General features: G+C 67.7%; 19 protein-coding genes. 7 read left to right on the forward strand and 12 right to left on the reverse strand.

All coding sequences use genetic code 11. The features are described from left to right. Window positions 1–77 precede the first annotated feature (77 nt). From AWC03_RS07395 to AWC03_RS07425, 9 genes are all read right to left on the reverse strand, one after another. Entirely contained in the window at window positions 78–2,663 is a 2,586-nt protein-coding gene (locus AWC03_RS07395) for a cation-translocating P-type ATPase (RefSeq protein WP_085239865.1), read from the reverse strand. A gap of 39 nt (window positions 2,664–2,702) precedes the next feature. Further along, the gene (locus tag AWC03_RS27245; protein ID WP_158089952.1) at window positions 2,703–2,849 is read right to left on the reverse strand and encodes a hypothetical protein; all 147 of its coding nucleotides are present in this window, start codon (window positions 2,847–2,849) and stop codon (window positions 2,703–2,705) included. A 107-nt stretch (window positions 2,850–2,956) separates the two neighbouring features. Then, complete coding sequence (locus AWC03_RS07400) at window positions 2,957–3,388, reverse strand: hypothetical protein (RefSeq protein ID WP_085239866.1); 432 nt, start codon at window positions 3,386–3,388, stop codon at window positions 2,957–2,959. A gap of 21 nt (window positions 3,389–3,409) precedes the next feature. After that, complete coding sequence (locus AWC03_RS07405) at window positions 3,410–4,108, reverse strand: hypothetical protein (protein ID WP_085239867.1); 699 nt, start codon at window positions 4,106–4,108, stop codon at window positions 3,410–3,412. Next, on the reverse strand, window positions 4,105–4,233 hold the full coding sequence (locus AWC03_RS28095; RefSeq protein ID WP_276327164.1) for a hypothetical protein: 129 nt from the start codon (window positions 4,231–4,233) through the stop codon (window positions 4,105–4,107). Before AWC03_RS28095 ends, AWC03_RS07405 begins: the two co-directional genes overlap by 4 nt. Window positions 4,234–4,247: 14 nt before the next feature. Beyond that, window positions 4,248–5,057, reverse strand: coding sequence for a CbbQ/NirQ/NorQ/GpvN family protein (locus tag AWC03_RS07410; RefSeq protein ID WP_085239868.1), 810 nt, complete (start codon window positions 5,055–5,057; stop codon window positions 4,248–4,250). Further along, window positions 5,054–6,583 carry a nitric oxide reductase activation protein NorD gene (locus AWC03_RS07415; protein WP_085239869.1) on the reverse strand — a complete coding sequence of 510 codons (1,530 nt, stop codon included), beginning with the start codon at window positions 6,581–6,583 and terminating at the stop codon, window positions 5,054–5,056. The genes AWC03_RS07410 and AWC03_RS07415 overlap by 4 nt, the downstream gene beginning before the upstream one ends. Before the next feature lie 323 nt (window positions 6,584–6,906). Continuing rightward, window positions 6,907–7,554 carry a hypothetical protein gene (locus tag AWC03_RS07420; RefSeq protein WP_211279216.1) on the reverse strand — a complete coding sequence of 216 codons (648 nt, stop codon included), beginning with the start codon at window positions 7,552–7,554 and terminating at the stop codon, window positions 6,907–6,909. Between the two features lie 340 nt (window positions 7,555–7,894). Beyond that, a complete protein-coding gene (locus AWC03_RS07425; RefSeq protein ID WP_085239870.1) occupies window positions 7,895–8,494 on the reverse strand; it encodes a TetR/AcrR family transcriptional regulator in 600 nt (199 codons plus the stop codon). 209 nt (window positions 8,495–8,703) lie between these two features. Here AWC03_RS07425 and AWC03_RS07430 point away from each other — a divergent pair, with 209 nt between their 5' ends. Further along, window positions 8,704–9,492, forward strand: a complete 789-nt coding sequence (locus tag AWC03_RS07430; protein ID WP_085239871.1) for an SDR family NAD(P)-dependent oxidoreductase — start codon at window positions 8,704–8,706, stop codon at window positions 9,490–9,492. 64 nt (window positions 9,493–9,556) lie between these two features. Next, window positions 9,557–10,639, forward strand: coding sequence for an NAD(P)H-dependent amine dehydrogenase family protein (locus AWC03_RS07435; protein ID WP_085239872.1), 1,083 nt, complete (start codon window positions 9,557–9,559; stop codon window positions 10,637–10,639). 25 nt (window positions 10,640–10,664) lie between these two features. On the opposite strand, the gene AWC03_RS07440 is transcribed toward AWC03_RS07435, so the two are convergent. Continuing rightward, window positions 10,665–11,294, reverse strand: coding sequence for a TetR/AcrR family transcriptional regulator (locus tag AWC03_RS07440; protein WP_085239873.1), 630 nt, complete (start codon window positions 11,292–11,294; stop codon window positions 10,665–10,667). Between the two features lie 92 nt (window positions 11,295–11,386). Between AWC03_RS07440 and AWC03_RS07445 the strand changes: the two genes are divergently transcribed. Further along, window positions 11,387–12,610, forward strand: coding sequence for a cytochrome P450 (locus AWC03_RS07445; protein ID WP_085239874.1), 1,224 nt, complete (start codon window positions 11,387–11,389; stop codon window positions 12,608–12,610). A gap of 5 nt (window positions 12,611–12,615) precedes the next feature. Then, window positions 12,616–13,575, forward strand: coding sequence for an SDR family NAD(P)-dependent oxidoreductase (locus AWC03_RS07450; RefSeq protein ID WP_085239971.1), 960 nt, complete (start codon window positions 12,616–12,618; stop codon window positions 13,573–13,575). Here the strand turns inward: AWC03_RS07450 and AWC03_RS07455 are convergent. Continuing rightward, entirely contained in the window at window positions 13,565–14,233 is a 669-nt protein-coding gene (locus AWC03_RS07455; protein WP_085239875.1) for a hypothetical protein, read from the reverse strand. The genes AWC03_RS07450 and AWC03_RS07455 overlap by 11 nt on opposite strands. Before the next feature lie 79 nt (window positions 14,234–14,312). Between AWC03_RS07455 and AWC03_RS07460 the strand changes: the two genes are divergently transcribed. The 3 genes from AWC03_RS07460 to AWC03_RS07470 are packed head-to-tail and all read left to right on the forward strand — an operon-like array spanning window position 14,313 to window position 18,342. After that, window positions 14,313–15,818 carry a carboxylesterase/lipase family protein gene (locus AWC03_RS07460; protein WP_085239876.1) on the forward strand — a complete coding sequence of 502 codons (1,506 nt, stop codon included), beginning with the start codon at window positions 14,313–14,315 and terminating at the stop codon, window positions 15,816–15,818. Window positions 15,819–15,835: 17 nt separating this feature from the next. Then, complete coding sequence (locus tag AWC03_RS07465) at window positions 15,836–17,848, forward strand: DUF7064 domain-containing protein (protein ID WP_085239877.1); 2,013 nt, start codon at window positions 15,836–15,838, stop codon at window positions 17,846–17,848. Further along, the gene (locus tag AWC03_RS07470) at window positions 17,845–18,342 is read left to right on the forward strand and encodes a gluconokinase (protein WP_085239878.1); all 498 of its coding nucleotides are present in this window, start codon (window positions 17,845–17,847) and stop codon (window positions 18,340–18,342) included. The genes AWC03_RS07465 and AWC03_RS07470 overlap by 4 nt, the downstream gene beginning before the upstream one ends. A 16-nt stretch (window positions 18,343–18,358) precedes the next feature. Here the strand turns inward: AWC03_RS07470 and AWC03_RS07475 are convergent, their stop codons facing one another. Beyond that, the gene (locus tag AWC03_RS07475) at window positions 18,359–19,393 is read right to left on the reverse strand and encodes a DoxX family protein (RefSeq protein WP_085239879.1); all 1,035 of its coding nucleotides are present in this window, start codon (window positions 19,391–19,393) and stop codon (window positions 18,359–18,361) included.

Here is a 19,393-nt window from a genome sequence, read left to right on the forward strand (position 1 = left end):
TTGGTGTCGCCGGCTACCGGCCGCTCACGCTCCAAACCCCCACAGCACAAGTGGTTTTCGTATGAACGCCATTACTCTCATCGGCCTGTCCGGGCGGGCCGAATCCGTCGGAAACGCTTCTGCAGGGTGTCAGCACCCAGGACCGCCGGTATGGCGAGGAGCGCGGCCAGCAGGCCGATCCACGACGGGCCGGTCTGGCCGAGAAGGTGGGCCAGGGGCGGCAGGTAAAGGAACGCCACCAGCATGCCGACCTCGGCCCCGACGGCGACCAACAGCAGCCGGTTGGCCCGCCGGCGGAGTGCCCACACTGGCCGCGTGGTGCTGCGACACGCGAAGGCGTTGGCCACCTGCCCGAATACCACGGCGGTGAACGCGGCGCCCGAGGCGGCCAGCAACGCCGAACCATGCGGGAAGGGCGCGCCCGGACGCCAGCCGAGGGCGAGCATCGCGACGACGAAGGCGACCAGTTCCGCGGCGGCCTCGGCGGGGCCCAGCACCCCGAACGCGCGCCCGAACAGGGTGCGGTCGAGCAGGTGCCGGCGCGTCGGGGGCCGATCGAGAACGTGCGCGCCGGCCGGCTCGGCGCCCAGGGCCAAGGCCGGCAGGACATCGGTGCCGATGTCGAGAGCCAGGACCTGCAGCACCCCGATCGCGAGGGGGAATACCCCCGCGCTGAGGGCCCAGACGACGAACGGGGCGAGCTCGGCCACGTTGTCGGTGAGGTGGTAGGTGAGGAATCGGCGCAGGTTGGCGAAGGTGGCTCGGCCCTGTTCGACCGCGGCGACGATGGTGCCGAAGTCGTCGTCGAGCAGCACCAAGTCGGCGGCCTCGCGGGCCACGTCGGTGCCGGAACGGCCCATTGCCACGCCGATCGCGGCCTCGCGCAGCGCCGGGGCGTCGTTGACGCCGTCGCCGGTCATCGCCACGACATGGCCGCGGTGACGCAACGCTTGGGCGATCCGTAGCTTGTCTTCGGGCGTGACCCGGGCGACGACGACCCCGTCGTTGTCGAGCAGCGCACCCAGCTCCGCATCGTCGCTGGGCAGATCGTGTCCCGTCGCCACGAACTGGTCCGGACCCAGGAGGCCCACTTCGACGGCGATGGCCCGCGCGGTGTCGGGATGATCGCCGGTCACCATGGCCACCCGGATGCCGGCGCGACGGCAGGCGGCCAATGCGGCGGCCGCGCCCTGGCGCGGCGGGTCTTCCAGCGCGATCAGCCCCAGCAAAGTGAGGTCCCGCTCCGCGTCGGAGTCGGATTCGGGCGTTTCGCCGGTGAGCTCGCGCGCGGCGACCGCCAGCACGCGCAGGCCGCGGCGAGCCAGCGCCCGCAGGGTGTCGGTTGATTCGGGCGGAACGGTGCAGCGCGGAAAGACTGCGTCAGGAGCACCTTTGACGAACACCATGTTCCCGGCGACCACCGACATGCGGCGGCGACGGGTGTCGAACGGAAACCTCGCCACGTCCGGGGTCCGGTGAGCGTCGTCGTCGGCGCTGATGCCGACGCGGCGTGCGAAAGCATCCAGCGCCGCCTCCATCGGGTCCCCGTGCGCTACCCAGCGACCGTCCTTTTCGCTCACGCGCCCAGACGAGCAGCGCACGGCGACGCGGGCCAGATCCCGGAGAGCGGCCTCGCTGCCCGTGCAGTGCACCGTGGCCGTCGGTTCGTAGCCGTTGCCGTCGATGGTGGCGGTCCCGTCTGGCATCCACACCTCGACGACCGACATCTCGTTGCGGGTCAGGGTGCCCGTCTTGTCGGTGCAGATGAACGTTGTTGAGCCCAGCGTCTCCACGGCTTCCAGGTTTCGCACCAGCGCGTGCCGGCCGGCCATGCGCTGCGCCCCCATTGCCAGCGACAGGGTGACGGTGGGCAGCAGACCTTCCGGCACCACGGCCACCGTGACTCCGACCGCGAACAGAAACCCGGCGGAGGGCGGCATGCCGAGCAGTAGCGCGACGCCGAAGAAGACCGCTCCCACGGCGACCGCGACGGCAGCGATGAGGCGTGACACCCGGTCGAGTTCTTTGCGCAGCGGGGTCGGCGCGGGCCGCTGCGCCTGGGTCAGGCGGGCGATCCCCGCCAGCCTGGTGTCCCGGCCGGTCGCCTCGACCGTGGCCCGGCCTTCTCCTTCGACCACGAAACAGCCCGCAGCCACGCTCTCACCGACCCCCGGATGCTCGGGCACACTCTCTCCGGTCAGCGCCGAGGTGTCCACCGCCAGCGCGTGCACAACGCCCAGACGTAGGTCCGCCGAGATGCGATCGCCCTCGGCGAGCAGCACCACATCACCGATCACCAAGTCTTCGGCCGGTATCAGCCGGCGCACCCCGTCGCGGATGACGGTGGCGCGCCGTGGCAGGAGCTCACCCAACCGTTCCGACGCGTGCTCGGCACGTTGTTCCTGAGCGAACGCGAACAGCCCGTTGAGCACGATCACGACGAAAACCGCCAGACCCAGTTGCGGCATCCCCGCGATGAATGCCAGGCCGCCGGCCACCCAGAACAACAGCGCGAAAAAGTGCACCATCTCGGCGAGCAGCCGTCGCCAAGCCGGCATTCTGCGCGGTGCGGGCAGCCGGTTCGGACCCTCCGCGTGCAATCGCGCGGCAGCCTGCTCCGAGGTCAAGCCCAGCCGCGGCGGCGCGGATCCCGTCACGCTCACTGCACCGACCGCCCTACCGGTCCGGCCGGATGACCGCCGTCACACACCGCGCCGGCGCTCGCCGGTGCGGCCGTTCAGCGGTCGCCGTCGTACCCACCCCACCGCGATGCTCACCGCGATCACGCACAAGACCGACGCCACCACCACGCCCGCAACCCCCAGAGCGATCATCTCGACCGTTCCCATGGCCCCTCCTGTCCCTCACCAAGCCAGCGAAAACGACCTGGGCTCCGGGGGATAGGGCCCAACGTCACACCCGGGATGGCAACGGGCCTGAAATGTCAGTCGATCACTCAGGGGTGCGGGGAAGCGTGCTGTTGGACCGCCTGGCGAGCGAGCCGCTCGTTGTGGATCCTGACCAGTTCGCGGAATCCGAGCCGGTGATACTTCGGTATCGGCTGGATGCCCCACACGTCTTGCGCGGTGGCCTTGCCCTCGGCGCCCTCCGGCGGTCCGAACGGCGGGTACGGGTACTTGCACTCCAGCGTGTCGTTGGAGTAGCGAATCTTCAGCAGCTCGCTGCAGATTTCGGTGAGGCTCAGGGTGGGGTAGCCGTAATACACGGCCATGAACGGCAACGTGAAGGCGCCTTCGATGACCAACGCCACCAGGCACACCAAAACGGCACGCTTGATCCATTTGTGCATGCGCGCGTAGTACGGCGTGGTCCCCGGCTCGAGGGCCGCGGCCGGGTCTTTTCCCTCGGTAGGCGCGGATGCGGTCATAGCATTACTCCTTAAACCTGTTCAGTCGGAGAAGATTTCGCGGTTAACCGTGTGCAGGTACGGGATCGCCAGGAAGGGGGTGATGTAGAAGATGTCGTAGAGCCACCAGCCGACGACCGGAAACACCACCCTGGCGTAGCGGACGTCGGCGAACATGGTCATGTTGAAGACGTAGGCGGACCAGATCACCACGCCCATCCAGCAGGTGACGACCATCCACTGATGGCCCCACCGCTTCATCTGCAAGAATCCGATCGCGGCGGCCACCCGCATCGAGAACACCGTGAGGATCAGCCCCGCCACGTAAGCCTTTTCGCCGGGCCCCGCCGCGCCGCCGACCCACAGCTCGTTGTAATGCCAGAAGTAGCCGGCATCAAACATGTTGCCCCAGCCGACCATCAGCACCCGGTTGATCAGCGTGTGGTTGGCGACCAGGTCCAGGGCCCAGCCCAGGCTGTTGAGCATGCCGTCGATCAGCACCAGATAGCCGATCAGGGTGACGATCATGGGCCGGACCGAGAGGCCGGCGCGCAGGGCTTGGCGCTGCAGCCAGACCCCGCGCATGAAGACGGGAAATCCGATCAGCCCCGGCGCCCACATGCCCATCAGCGCGGCGCCGACGATCATCCATTTGTCGGCGCGGCGCTGTGCCCGGCGGGACTCGTCGTGGTGATCCTCGAGGCTGACCGGGCCGGCCGCCTGCGCGGCAACGGGATTCATAGATCCCACCACCCTCGGGCGAACGACATGTACAGCTGGACGCCGAACATCACCAGCAAGTAGCCGTAGATGAATATCTGGAAGACGATGAGCGCCCGTTTGCGCTTCTTTTCCTGTTGGTCCATGCCGGGTTCCCTTCCTAGAGCCGTGCGTGAGGGGTGTTCGTGGTGGCGAGGCCGGCCGCCGCGACCTCACGTAGACCATCGGTGACCGCGCCGTCGGTGCTCAATGGCGCGAGTATGCAGGCGTCGGCCGCATCCAATTCGGTTGCGCCGGCGGCGATCAAATGCGCGGCCGCGACCAACACCCTGGTCGACGGCGGCTCGAAGTGAAAGGCTTCGTCGGCGGTGCGGATCGCCACGGCGCAGTCGACCAGCCGCCGTGCCGTCTCGATCGGAATTCCGGCTTCGCCGACGATCACTTCGGCCTCGCGGTCGGGTGGCAGATACCTCATCGCGAGGGTGACGAACCGCTGCCGGAAGGACGGTTTGAGCTCCTTGAGCGAGCTGCGATATGCCGGGTTGTAGGAACACACCAGCATGAACTCCGCCGGCGCCGCGACGACTTCGCCGGCTCGGTCCAGGTACAGCGATCGCCGGTGATCGGTGAGCGAATGCAGGATGGCCAAGGAGTCGTGGCGAGCTTCGACGACTTCGTCGAGGTAGCAGATGGCCCCGGCCTTGACAGCCCGGGTCAGCGGGCCATCGGTCCAGATAACGTCGCCGCCGGTCACCACGAAGCGGCCGACGAGGTCGGCGCTGGTGAGATCGTCGTGGCAACTGACGGTGACGACCGGTCGCTGCAACAGCACGCCCATGTGCTCGACGAAACGGGTCTTGCCGCAACCGGTCGGGCCGGTGAGCATCACGGGCATGTGCCGGCGGAAGGCCCACTCGAACAGCTGGACTTCGTTGCCGTTGGCGAAATAGGTGTCGGCGGCGGCGTTCATGCGGCGACCAGTTCACGATGGACATGAGCCAACACCCGCGGAAGCTCCTCTACGCGTCGGATCCGTTGGGAACGTCGAGGCCCGAACACCTCGGGAAGGGGATCGACGCGGGTCGGCCCGACGCCGACGTAGTACATCGACACCCCCGCGTCCTTGGCCTCCTCGACGGCGTGCGCGGCGTCGGCCCAGGCGTACCGGCCTTCATAGCCCTCGTCGGAGATCAGGCCGTCGCCGATGACGATCAGTAGCCGCCGCTCGGAGGGCTGCGCCAGGAGTCGGCTCGTCAAATGGCGTAGCGGTGCACCGAGTCTGGTGTATCCGCGGGTGGAGAGTCCGAGCCCGCTGGGAGCCACGAACCGGCGGTCCTCGAAGTCCTTCAGGCACCGGACTTCGACTCGGTGACGGGTATTGCCGGTGAATACGAAGACGCCGTGGCGTTCGCGCGCGAGCGTCATGGCGCGAGAGAGTGCGTCGGCGCAGGCCAGTTCCAGTTGAAAGATCCGGCCGCCGTGCACCCCGAGCGACGAACTACCGTCGAGCAGCACCGCCGTGGTGACGTCGCGGCTGCGGGGGAGCAACTCGCGGAACATCCTCGGTTCGTTGGCCTCGCCCGTGGCGAGGTCGATGTAGTGGTTCACGTACTGGTCGACGTCGAGGTCGGATCCGTCCTCGAGGCGGTTCGTCACCGCGCGATGGGTGTGCTCTTGGAACCACGTGCGTAGGTCAACGCCCACGGGCACCGGCTCCGGACGGCGGGGGTGCCGGGCGTCGGCACGCTCGATGACGGCGACGTGGTCCCGCAGGAACCGCTGAGTCCAGATGTTCCATTCGGGATACGGGATTCCGGGCCGATGTTCGGGCGTGACGTCGAGATCGTTGTCCTGCGGCCGGCTCGCGGGCGGGAGGTTGGGGTTGGCGATGCCCCCGTCGCCGCCGACGGGAACCGAGTACGGCCGCGGGAGGCGCTTTTGCGTTGTCGTCCAAGGCATCCTGCCGAAGCTTCGTCGCAACCTGTCGGCCAGGCCCTGCGGCATCGTGTACGCCGATGGCAGATCGCCCAGCAGGGGAGGAATCGCCAGCGACCGCTGCGTGGCCGCCACCGCGACTGCCCGGTTGAGCATCTGTTCGGCTGTCAGATCGCCGGGTTCGGGATGGATTTCCGGGAGTCGCCGCTGCAGCTCGGGGAGTAGACCCGGCCACCGGGACGCTATCCAGCCGAACGCGACGCCGGCCTCGACGAGCGTCAACGCACGCAATTCCCTGGCGGTGAGCTCGTTCAGGCGATATTCGGTGATGCGTTCCTTGGACGGCGAACACTGCAGGGCCACACCGCATGTCAGGGTTCTGCGGGTCCAATCGGGCGGTGCGGGGTAGGGGACATGGACGAATGTGAGCGCTGAGTTCAACCCGAAGACCCGGCGCTCGCCGGTGAGGAGCCGGGCGCCCTCGCGGCGTTGCTCGCTGAGCGCGACGGCCGTGACGGAGCAACTCCGCTCCAGCGCCATCGCGCGGGAATCTTCAGCCATCGGACCGAACCCCTGCGTTCCGGCGGCCCGGCCCGGTGTTCAGAACGTACCGATGTTGGAGAACAGCCAATACCAGAACCAGATGATCAGCCCGGTGCCGCCCCATGCAGCGACATAGCGAAGGATCTCCCACAGATAGTCCACGACTTGCCCTCCTTGATGACGCGCACTTGGCCACGTGCTGTGCGAATCCGACTTGTGGTCTGTCCCGCCCAACAGGGCGTCGACATACTCTCTGAGACAACGAGATTCCGCCGGGGTGATCGGCTGGGCGGCCGGTCATCGGCTGGCGGGAAGGGGCAGCGAACAGTTTCTCCCGCATTTCAGTCGGCGAAGAGTTCGCGGTTGACGGTGTGCAGATAGGGGATGGCCAGGAAGGGGGTGATGTAGAAGATGTCGTAGAGCCACCAGCCGACCACTGGCAACACGACCCCGGCGAAGCGGACGTCGGCGAACATGGTCATGTTGAAGACGTAGCCGATCCAGATCACCACGCCCATCCAGCAGGTGACGACCATCCACTGATGGCCCCACCGCTTCATCTGCAGAAAGCCGATGGCCGCGGCGATGCGCATCGTGAACACCGTCAGGATCAGCCCGACTTCCCAGGCTTTTTCACCGGGGCCCGCAGCGCCGCCGACCCACAGTTCGTTGTAGTGCCAGAAGTAACCGGCGTCGAACATGTTGCCCCAGCCGTTGAGCAGCACGCGGGCCAGCAGCGTGTGGTTTGCCACCAGGTCGAGCGCCCAGCCCACGGTATTGATGGCGGCGTCGATGATGACCAGATAGCCCAGCAACGTGACCAGCATCGGCCGCACGGAGAGGCCATCTCGTAGGGCCCGGCGCAGCAACCGGACTCCCCAGAGAAAAAGCGGCAAGCCGAAGACGCCCAGGGCCGCGGTGCCGATCAGGAGGCTGCCGGAGATGAGCCATTTGTCGGCCTGACGCTGCGCCGCATGCGACCGTTCCATGTGCTCGTCGATCGTCAGACCCGTTGCGGCAGCGGCGGCGCCGTCGCGTGAACGGTCGGCTGTGCCAACGCCCGCATTGCGCTGGTGCAGCTTCGGCGGATTCACGGACCCCTCCCCGTCATCAACGCTGATTGGATCGGCGTGAGCACTATAGCAGGCTGACTACAGTCAGCAGAAGATGTCGAGTTGGTCGTTCCGCATTGAGGACCGGCTGTTGCACGTCGTTGTGCTTATGCGGTGGTCATGCGCCATAACGCTGAGTACGGCCCACAAGCCGGCCGTACGCGTCGGCTCGCCGGAGAAAAACTGCTGACAGCAGTCAGAGCCCGGGGACGGTCCGTCAGGGCTGCAGGCTGCGCAATGTCCTCGCAACGTAGTCTTCGAGCAAGGTGTGACCGGCGGGCCAATGGTTGGTGGTGACCAACAGGGCGTAGAGGCCCAGCAGGAAGAACACCGCGCTGTTCATCGGATTGACGTCCGGATCGGTCTCGCCGCGGTCTTGAGCCTGCGCGATCTCTTGGGCGACCAAGACGATCAAGGGATGATCCCGCCCATCCTCGGACTGCGGCCGGGTTTGGGAGAAGTGCAGCGCGAGAAAGTCATTGAAGAGCAGATCACCCAGGCGGCGCTCCAAGCCGACCACCAGGCGGACCGCCTCCCGCAATGCGGAAGCGAGATCGTGCTTGGATTTCAGGAATTGGGCGAACTGCTTGGCGATCCGGTCCTCTTCACGGCGTTCCAGCTCCAGCAGCACGTGCTCCTTGGTGGGGAAGTGGAAGAAGAAGGTGCCGTGGGCGACTCCGGCCGCGGCCACGATGGCGCTGACGTCGGCCTCAGCCATGCCGGCGCGGGTGAATTCGGCGATCGCGGCGCCCATTAAGCGCTCTCTCGTCTGCAGGCGCTTCGCTTCCCGTGCCGACAGCCGGTCCGTCACTGCCATTTCGTCCTCATCGTTGACCTGACTCGTGCGAGCCGTTGCACGCTAGGCCCCATCATTATGCCGCCTTCTCGGCAAAACAGCTTGCATTGTCTTGTCTTTGTGAAGGCACGCTCATCGCCGAAAACTCTCGTCACCCGAAATCGTTGACTTTAGTCAGCATAATTCTTAAATTGAACCGCGCCCGCCACGCACGATCGAAGGAGCCCGGCATGGCACTGGAGCAGTTCCGGCTGGATGGACTAGTCGCGATCGTCACGGGTTCAGGCAAGGGCGTCGGCGCAGGCATTGCCCGGGTATTGGCGGAGGCCGGAGCCACGGTGGTCGGCACCGCCCGCACCGAGGCGGATATCGTGGGCACGATCGAGCGTATCGAGGCCGCGGGCGGCAAGGGGCTGGCGCTCGTCGCGGACGCGATGAGCCGTCCGGACGGAGAGCGGGTCGTGAACACGGCGATGGACCGCTTCGGCCGCATCGACATTCTCGTCAACAACGTCGGGGGCTCGACCTACGCGCGGTTTCTCGACATCACCGACGAGGATTTCCGGCACACCTTCGACTGGTGCGTGACGTCGGCCTTCATCATGAGTCAGCTGGTGGCCCCCCACATGCTCAGTGCGGGGCGCGGTTCCATCATCAACATCTCGTCGGGCTCGGCGCGGTTCGGCATCCGGGCACTGGCCGCGTATTGCGTTGCCAAGGGCGGGCTGGAAGCGCTTACCCGCGCGATGGCACAGGAACTCGCGCCGAAGATTCGTGTCAACGCCATCGCCCTGGGGTCATTCGCCACCGACGGCCTGAAGGGCAGCCTGGATTTGATGCCAGGGTCGTTGGAGAAGATGCTGGGGGCCACGCCGCTGCACCGGCTGGGTGACGTCGAGGATCTCGGGCGGCTCGCGGTGTATCTGTGCACTCGGGATTGTTATGCGACCAACGCCACCTTCCACATCGACGGCGGCATCGACTCCAACAATTCGCCGCTGCCGATACCCGATTACTGACCCGCCCCGCGACCGGACGCGCGATGATGGGCCATCACCCGCCGTTGGAAGGACGAGGGCAACCGTGCGCAGAGTCATTCAATTCTCCACCGGCAATGTGGGCCGGCATTCGTTGCGGGCCATCATCGGCAGGCCTGACCTCGAACTGGTCGGCGTGCACGCCGCAAGCCCGGAGAAGGTCGGTCAGGACGCGGCGCGGCTGTGCGGCCTGGACGAACCGACCGGCGTCGTTGCCACCGACGACATCGACGCGCTGGTGGCCCTCGCCGCTGACTGCGTGGTTTACACGTCTCAGGGCGAAACTCGGCCGACGGAAGCCATTGAACAGATGGCCGCGTTCCTTGCTGCGGGCACCAATGTCGTCGGCACGTCGATGGTGTGGCTGGTAACGCCGCGCCATGCCGACGAATGGTTGCGCGAGCCGTTGGCACAGGCCTGTGCGGCCGGTAACACTTCGCTCTACGTCAACGGCATCGACCCCGGTTTCTCCGGCGATACGTTGGTGCACTCGGCGGCCAGCCTGACCGCCCGGATCGATTCGATCACGGTGCAGGAGATCTTCGATTACGGGAACTATGACGATGCCGAGTTCACCGGTGCCGCAATGGGATTCGGAACCACGGCCGACGACGACTCCCCGATGATGTTTCTGCCGGGAGTGATCGTGTCGATGTGGGGAGGTCAGGTCCGTGGCCTGGCGGACCATCTCGGCATCAAACTCGACGACGTGCGCCAACGCGTCGAGCCCTGGTACACGCCGGAGCGCATCGAATGCACGATGATGACGGTGGAGCCGGGGCAGATGGCCGCGGTGCGGTTTGCCACGGAGGGGGTGCTCGGTGGTGAGCCGGTGATCACGCTCGAGCACGTGACCAGACTTACCCAGGCGGCGGCGCCCGACTGGGAGTTCCCGCCCGAGGGGCACACCGGCGTACACCGCGTCGTCGTGGAGGGCGAACCCCGGGTGGAAATCAACACCCACGTTTCCCATCCGGTGCTGGATTCCACGGACGCCGGCTGCATCGCCACGGCGGCCCGGGCCGTCAATGCCATCGACTGGGTGTGCCGCGCGCCGCAAGGACTGATCGGCGTGGAAGACATCCCGCCGTCCGCGGCGATGCGGGGCCTGATGTGGCGCGAGCAGTAGCCGCGATGACCACCAGCCGAATCGCCTACAGTGGCCAGCTATTCGGCTCTGTGGTGTAACGCAGGGCCGCGGCGGGAGGCAGCGGCCGCCGTGCGTTGACCGATATCGCATCGACAACGAGGGCGACGTAACGTCGCCAACCGCCGCTGCCCTCATCCATGGTCGACAGCACGCTATAGAGCATCGCGACCAGGCGGGGCAGGTCATCGGTGACCAGGTCGGCGCGGATGCTGCCGGCAAGCTGACCTCTGCGGAGGAGGTCGCCCAGCGCTTCGTTGAGTGCAACCGAGATATCGGCCGAAAGCGCCCCCGACCGGTGCGCGGCCGTCAACAGGTTGTGTTCGCGGGCCCCCAGGGAGATCGCTGCTTCGATCAGTTGGGTGAGGCCGCTCAGCGGATCCTTGGCGTGGCGGGCCGTGTGGATCACCGGCGTGAGGTCCTCGGCGATGCTTTGATCCAGGGCGGCCCGAACCAGGTCGGCCTTCGCCGGGAACCTGCGGTAGAGGGTTCGCTCACCGACGCCGGCCCGCCGCGCGACCGCCTCCACCGGCGCATCGGGCCCCAACTCGCCGTAGACCTCGCGTGCCGCGCGCAGAATGCGCTCGACGTTGCGTGCCGCGTCCGCCCGCAACGGCCGGTCCTCAACCGCGGTCATGCTGACAGCCTAACTGACAGTTGACTGCCAACAAGGGGAGCTTTACGCTCTACAACTGGCAGGTAACTGACACTTAATGGGAAACATGGCTGATGTCAATATCTTTCGAGGCTTCCGAATCGAGCCCTGAAGCGGATCTTCCTGTGTTGCCCGTCCCGCGGCCGACGCATTGCCCGCTCGCGGCCCCGCCCGCGTTCGCGGAGTGGCGTGAACAGCCCGGCCTGCGGCGGGCGATGTTCCAGGGCAACCCGGTCTGGGTGATCAGCCGCTACCACGACATCAGGGCCGCGCTGGTCGATCCGCGCTTGTCCGCGAAGACCATTCCGGATTCGATCCTCCCGACCGATGCCGACGACAAGGTCGCGGTGATGTTCGCGCGGATTGACGATCCCGAGCATCACCGGTTGCGGCGCATGATGACGAGCAACTTCACCTTCCGGCGTTGCGAATCGATGCGGCCGCACATTCAGGACATGGTCGACCACTATCTCGGCCAGATGATCGCCAACGGTGCGCCGGCCGATCTGGTGCGTGAATTCGCCTTACCCGTGCCGTCAATGGTGATCGCGCTGCTGCTCGGGGTGCCGCCCGAAGACCTCGAAATCTTCCAGCACAACACCACGAGGGGGCTTGACCAGAAATCCACCGACGAGGAAAAAGGCCAGGCGTTCGGGGCCATGTACGCCTACATCGAGGAGCTGGTGGAACGCAAAGCGCGGGAACCCGGCGACGACTTGATCAGCCACCTGCTCACCGAATACGTGGCGAAAGGCCAACTGGACCACACCACCACGGCCATGAACAGCGTGATCATGATGCAGGCGGGCCACGAGACCACCGCCAACATGATCTCGTTGGGAACGGTTGCGCTGCTGGAACACCCCGACGTGTTCGAGCGACTCGGGCAGACGGACGACCCGGCGGTCATCGCGAACACCGTCGAAGAGCTCATGCGCTACCTCACCATCGTGCACAGCCAGGTCGATCGCGTGGCGGCCGAAGATCTGATGATCGGTGGTCAGCTGATTCGCGCCGGGGAGTACGTCATGATGAACCTGCTCGCCGGGAACTGGGACGCCGAATTCGTCGACAACCCCGAATCCTTCGACGCCGATCGAAACACGCGCGGGCACTTGGGCTTCGGTTACGGCGTGCATCAATGCATCGGAGCGAACCTGGCCCGCGTCGAGATGCAGGTCGCGTTCGCCACGCTGGCCCGCCGACTACCCGGGCTCAAACTCGCGGTGCCGCCGGAGGAATTGAGGTTCAAAGAGGCCCACATCTACGGCATGAAGGAACTTCCGGTGACCTGGTGAAGGCGATGAGGTTCGACGGGCAGGTCGCCGTGATCACCGGCGCGGGCGGCGGCCTGGGTAGGCATTACGCACTGCTGCTGGCCTCCCGTGGCGCGCGGGTCGTGGTCAACGACATCGGCGGATCGGTGACTGGAAGTGGCGCCGACATCGAGCCCGCGAGCGTCACCGCGGCCGAGATCCGCCGGCAAGGCGGCGAGGCTGTCGCCGACGGTCACAGCGTGACCAGTCCGGAAGGCGCAGCGGCGATTATCGACACCGCCCTGCGCACCTGGGGGCGGGTGGACATCTTGATCAACAACGCGGGCATCGTCGGCGACGCGCCGTTCGAAGACATGACCGCGGATCGGCTGGAACCCCTCCTCGAGGTCCACCTGAACGGCGCGTTCTACGTCACCAGGCCAGCCTGGAAAGTCATGTGCGAGCAGAGGTATGGTCGCATCCTGAACACCTGCTCGGCCGCCGGAATCCTTGGCGCCGAAGGCATGAGCAACTACGGTGCGGCCAAGACCGGCTTGATCGGTTTGACCCGCGTGCTGGCCGCCGAAGGGGCCGAGCACGGCATCAAGGTCAATGCCATTGCGCCGATCGCCTACACGCGGATGCTGACGCACTCGCTCGAGAGCGTGGGCCAGCAGGATGCCCCCGCTGCGCGGGCGGTACTGGATGATCTTGTGGGCCAATACCTTCAGCGGCTGGACCCCGCGCGGGTCGCGCCAGTTGCGGCCTTCCTGACGCACCGGGATTGCCCGGTCTCCGGAGAGATCTACACGGCGGGCGCCGGACACGTCGCGCGCTTCTTCATCGGCAGGACAACGGGCTTCTATGACCCGGAGCTGTCGATCGAGGATGTGCGTGATCATCTCGACGAGGTCCGCGACGAGGCCGGCTACACGGTTCCCCGCGGTCCGGGCGAGGAGATGGCTGAGCTGTTCGCGGCCATCGCCGACCGGACACTCAGCAGGTGAACGCCGTGCCGACGCCGTCCGGGGCGGGCGCCGGCCGTAGACAGCCGAACGGCTCGATGCCCGCGGGACTGAATCGTGCCGCCGACTGGTGCGCGTAGTTCACGCAATACAGCCCGGTCGGATCGGCCCGGCAGCGGTCGTCGCCGAATGACAACGAATCGCCGCCGGCCAGCTCGGGCCCGTTGCCGTTGATGAACGGACCGGGGTCTCCGCGCGACGCACCGACCTGGAGGTTCACGCCGTCGAAGGTCACCCAGCCGCCCTGCCAGTCGCCGTAGGACGTCGGCGGGGCCGGCGGCGGATTGGTCAGGCTCACCAGGCACAGCAGGGCGGCACCGGTGTGCTTGGAGTCGGTCAGGCAGGAGACTTTGCCCCCCGCCGCCGTGAAGGCGATGTCGTCACCAAGCGCGGTGGTGGCGCCGTCGCGGACCGCGTTGTGAAAGTGACCCGGATCCGCGGGATGGGCCGCCTCGATCCAGGCGATCACCGCGGAGATCGGTGCCCCGGCCTGCGGCGCCGCCGAGGGGGCCGGCGGTGTGCCTGCGGGGGCAGTGGCCGAAGCGCCCCCGGATGTCCGAGTGTGCTGCGCCTGGCCGCCGACCGTGTGGGAACACCCGGCGACCAGTAACGACGCTGCCAGCAGCGCGGCAATCCGCATCCAGTCAGGCTAACCGCCACGCGGTGAAAATAAGGCGCTGCGCGCGCGTTACGCCCGTCATGTCCGCTAACGTCGGGTTATGCACCAGCGCACTGTGCGCGCACGCACGACGATCGGCACCGTGGAAGGCTTCACCCGCGACGGTGTCCACCGCTGGCGATCCATTCCCTACGCGCGGCCACCGGTCGGGCCCCTGCGGTTACGGGCCCCCGAGCCGGCGCAACCGTGGTCGGGTGTGCGGCATTGCCACGGCTTCGCCAACTGTGCACCCCAGCAGCGGCGCTACACCATGCTCGGGGTGGGCCGTTACCAGCCGATGGGGGAGGACTGCCTCACGCTGAACGTCGTCACCCCCGAGGCGCCGGCCGAACACCCGCTGCCCGTCATGGTTTTCATTCATGGCGGTGGCTACATACTGGGCAGCTCGGCCACGCCGCTGTACGACGGAGCGGCGCTGGCGCGCCGCGGGTGTGTGTACGTATCGGTGAACTACCGGCTCGGCGCGCTGGGTTGCCTGGACCTGTCGTCGCTTTCGACCCCCGACATCACCATCGACGGCAACCTGTTCCTGCGCGACCTGGTGATGGCGCTGCGCTGGGTGAAAGACAACATCTCCGCGTTCGGCGGTGACCCGGACAAGGTCACGATCTTCGGGGAAAGCGCCGGGGCGCACATCACCGCCACCCTGTTGGCGGTGCCGGCCGCCGAAGGGTTGTTCGCCCGCGCCATCGCGGAAAGCCCCGCCTCCGGAATGGTTCGGTCGCGAGAGACGGCCGCGGAATTCGCGACGCGATTCGCCGCGATCCTGGGCGCTCGCCCGCAGGACGCCGCGGAGGCGCTGATGCAGGCGTCCCCGGCGCAACTGGTGGACGCCCAGCACCGGCTGATCGACCAGGGCATGGAGGACAGGCTCGGCGCCTTCCCGATCGGCCCGGTCGCCGGCGACGACGTCGTGCCGCTCGATCCCGTCGAGGCGATGCGGGCCGGCAGCGCGCACCGGGTCCCGCTCATCGTGGGCACCAACGCCGAAGAGGGCCGCCTGTTCACCCGCTTCCTCAAGATGCTGCCGACCAATCAAGCGATGATCGAGGAGCTGCTGGCCGACACGGAACCGGCTGCTCGCGAACGCATCACCGCCGCCTACCCCGATTACCCCGCGCCCTCGGCGTGCATCCAGCTCGGCGGTGACTTCGCGTTCGGCTCGGCGGCCTGGCAGATCGCCGAGGCGCACAGCGCCCACGCGCCCACCTACCTGTACCGGTACGACTACGCGCCGCGCACGCTGCGCTGGTCGGGCCTGGGCGCCACCCACGCCACCGAGTTGCTGGCCGTCTTCGACGTCTACCGCACCCGATTCGGCGCGCTGTTGACCGCCGCCGCCGATCGCCGCGCCGCGCTGCGGGTCAGTAACCAGGTACAACGGCGGTGGCGGGCCTTCAGCCACTCCGGTGCGCCGGGCGACGACTGGCCCACCTACACCACCGCCGACCGTGCCGTGATGGTCTTCGACCGCAGGAGCCGCGTCGAGTTCGATCCACATCCGCACCGCCGGATTGCCTGGGATGGCTTCTCCCTGGCGCGGTGACCTGGCACGCTGACCCCATGCATGCCGACATCGCACAAGTCATCGAACGACCCGGAGACCTCACCGCCGAATGGCTGACCGCGGCGATCGGCGCCGGACCCGTCGCCGACTTCTCCGTGGAGCGCATCGGCACCGGGCAGATGAGCGAGTGCTACCGCATCCGTCTCGACTACGCCGACGGCGCGGCGGGCCCCGACCGGCCCGAGTCCGTGGTGCTCAAGGTGGCGGCCACCGACCCGGTGAGTCGGCAGACGGGGCTGGCCCTGGGCCTCTACGAACGGGAGGTGCGGTTCTACGGCGACATCGCGCCACGGCTGGGCGGGCCGATAGCGCCGTGCTATCACGCCGCCGTCGATACCTCCACCGGTGCGTTCGATCTGCTGTTGGGTGATGCCGGGCCGGCGGTCGTGGGGGACGAAATCGCCGGCGCGACAGCCGAACAGGCGCACCTGTGCGTCGTCGAGCTGGGACGGCTGCACGGCCCGCTGCTCGGCGACACCGCGCTGGCCGAAGCGCCGTGGCTGAACCGCGATTCACCGCTCAACCAGGCGATGATCGCGCCGCTGTACGCCGGGTTCGTCGACCGCTACGGCGACCAGATCGCGCCGGAGCACCGCGTGGTGTGCGAACGCCTGGTCGCGTCCTTCGACGGATACCTGGCCCAGGAGGCGGCACCCGACCGCGTCCAGGGCCTGATGCACGGCGACTACCGGTTGGACAACCTGCTGTTCGGGACGGCCGGGGCCGACCGTCCGTTGACGGTCGTCGATTGGCAGACGGTGTCCTGGGGTCCGGCCCTGACCGACCTGTCGTACTTCCTGGGCTGCGCGCTGCCGACCCAGGATCGCCGGGAGCACTACGACGCGCTTCTGCGCGCCTACCACCGGGCGCTGGGGCCATCGGCACCCCTGTCGCTCGCCGACGTGGCCGAAGGCGTGCGCCGGCAAAGCTTTTTCGGCGTGATGATGGCGATCGTGTCCTCGATGCTGGTGGAACGTACCGAGCGCGGCGACCGGATGTTCATGACGATGCTGCAGCGACACTGCGATCATGTGCTCGACACGGACGCGCTGGCGACGCTGCCCGTCGCGCAGACGCCCGAACCCCTGCGGCCTTCGGAGGCCGACGAACTCGCGCATGCCCCGACCGCCGAGCCGCTGTGGAGCGAAAGCTGGTACGCCGACTTCGCCGATGCGGCACAGGGATTGGGTGGCTGGTTTCGCCTCGGCCTGATCGCCAACGAGCAGACGGCGTGGGTGCACGCGCTGCTGTGCGGCCCGGACATGCCGACCGTGGCCGTGGACGTGCGGGTGCCGCTGCCGGCGGACCCGTGGGTATTGGGCACCGACTCCTTCGAACTCGGCCACGCCGCGACGGCGCCGCTGCAGGCCTACCGCCTCGACCTGCGAGCGCGGGCTCAGGCCTACCCCGATCCGTCGGCGTTGTTGCGCGGCGAGGCCGGCACCCCGGTCGAGATGACGATGAACCTGGTGTGGGACACCGACGGCGTCCCCTACAAGTACCGCATGACCACCCGGTATGAGATCCCTTGCCGGGTCTCGGGCACGGTCACCGTCGGCGACACCGGCTACCGGGTCGAGTCGGTTCCCGGCCAGCGCGACCATTCCTGGGGTGTGCGCGACTGGTGGAGCATGGACTGGATTTGGAGCGCGCTGCACCTCGATGACGGCACCCACCTGCACGGGGTGAACATCCGCATTCCCGGCGCGCCGGCCTTCAGCATCGGCTACGCGCAGGGCGCGGACGGCGGCGTCACCGAACTGCAGACCGTCGACTCACGAGAGTCCTTCGGCGCCAACGGCTTACCGCTGAACGCCACGCTGACCCTGCAGCCCGGCGACATCACCGCCGACATCAACGTCTGCGGGCACGCGCCGGTACGCCTGACCGCGACCGACGGGCGGGTCAGCCAGTTTCCGCGGGCCTGGGCCACGGTCGCGACGGCCGACGGCCGACGCGGGGTCGGCTGGGTGGAGTGGAACCGCAACCTTCCCGCAGAAACCGAGTGAGCGGACCCGCGCCCGTCGTGGTGATGGGTGTCTCGGGTTCGGGCAAGTCGACCGTGGGAACAGCACTCGCGCAACGCTTGCGGGTTCCCTTCGTCGACGCCGACACGCTGCACCCGCGGGCCAACATCGCCAAGATGGCGGCCGGTGAGCCACTCGACGACGATGACCGCTTTCCGTGGTTGGACCGGGTCGGCGAGTGGTTGGCCGCACACCGCCGCGGCGGCGTGGTGAGTTGCTCGGCGCTCAAGCGCAAATACCGCGACCAGTTGCGCGGGCACTGCCCGCGGGTCGAGTTCCTCCACCTCGCGGGTTCACCGGCACTGATCAGCGGCCGACTGGCCACCCGGACGGGTCACTTCATGCCGGCCGCGCTGTTGCGCTCGCAATTCGACGCGCTCGAGCCGCTCGCCGCCGACGAGTCCGGCGTGACCGTCGACGCCGGCCGGGACGTCGACGCGATCATCGACGCGTTCCTGTCGGGCCGGACGCCCTAGCCGGCGGGCGATCCGCTCAGGAGGAAAGCTTGCGGTGACCGGTCTTGACCTGCTCACCGAGTCGCTCGCGGGCGGTGTCCGCCAGGTAGCCGCCGCGAGCGCGGGCGGTCTCGGCCAGGTAGCTGCCACGCGCGCGGGCGGTGTCGGCGAACTCCTCGCCCCGATCCAGCGCCGTGCTCGCCAATTCCTCCCCGCGCTTGCGCGCCTTCTTGGCCACCTTCTCGCTGCGCTTGCGCGCCTTCTTGGCCAGCGGCGCGGCCCAGTCGGCGGCGTCGTCGGCGAGTTCTTCTCCGCGCTTCTGCGCCTTCTTCACCAGCGGCGCGGCCCGCTCTGCGGCCTCTTCGGCGAGTTCTTCTCCGCGCTTGCGGGCCTTCTTGGCCAGCGGCTTGCTTCGTTCGGCGGCCGTGCTGGCGAATTCACGGCCACGTTCCAGCGCGGCCTCGGCGTAGGGCGCGCCCCGTTCGGCGGCCGTGCTGGCGAATTCACGGCCCCGTTCGGCGCCGATCTGCAGGCTGTGCACGATCTTCTCGCCCAGCTCCGAGAAGTCGGTGTCGAATGTGGCGTCGTCTGACCCCGGGAGCGCCGACGACACTCGCTCCGAGAGCCGCTCGGCCGCCCGGCGCCCGCGCCATCCGAGTGACGGCTTGCCCGCCGTGTCGGCGGACGCGATCAACAACCCGCCGACCAGGCTGAGGTCCGTGAGAAATTGCTGGCGCTTCTGGGCTTTCGCCTGCGGATCGCTCTCGTTCCAGAACGAGTGCGCGCCGAGGTTGGCGGGCAGCACCGTGACGGCGAGCGCGGCCGAGGCGACGCGGGGCAGCTTGCCGGTGGCAAGCAGCAGGCCTCCGCCGATCTGGACGGCCGCGGTGATTTGCGCGAACGTCTCGGGGTCGCTCGGAATGTTGCCGCTCACCGAATTCGGCAGCGCCTGCAAACCGTCGACCGCGGGCGCGGCGGCCGCCGCGGCCGATTTGGGGTTGAGCAGGGAATTGACTCCTTGGCCGATGAATGCCACTGACAGCAATGGGCGCGCGATTCTCCGGATCAACAT

The sequence above is a fragment of the Mycobacterium europaeum genome (genome assembly GCF_002102155.1).
GTDB classification, from domain to species: Bacteria; Actinomycetota; Actinomycetes; order Mycobacteriales; family Mycobacteriaceae; genus Mycobacterium; species Mycobacterium europaeum.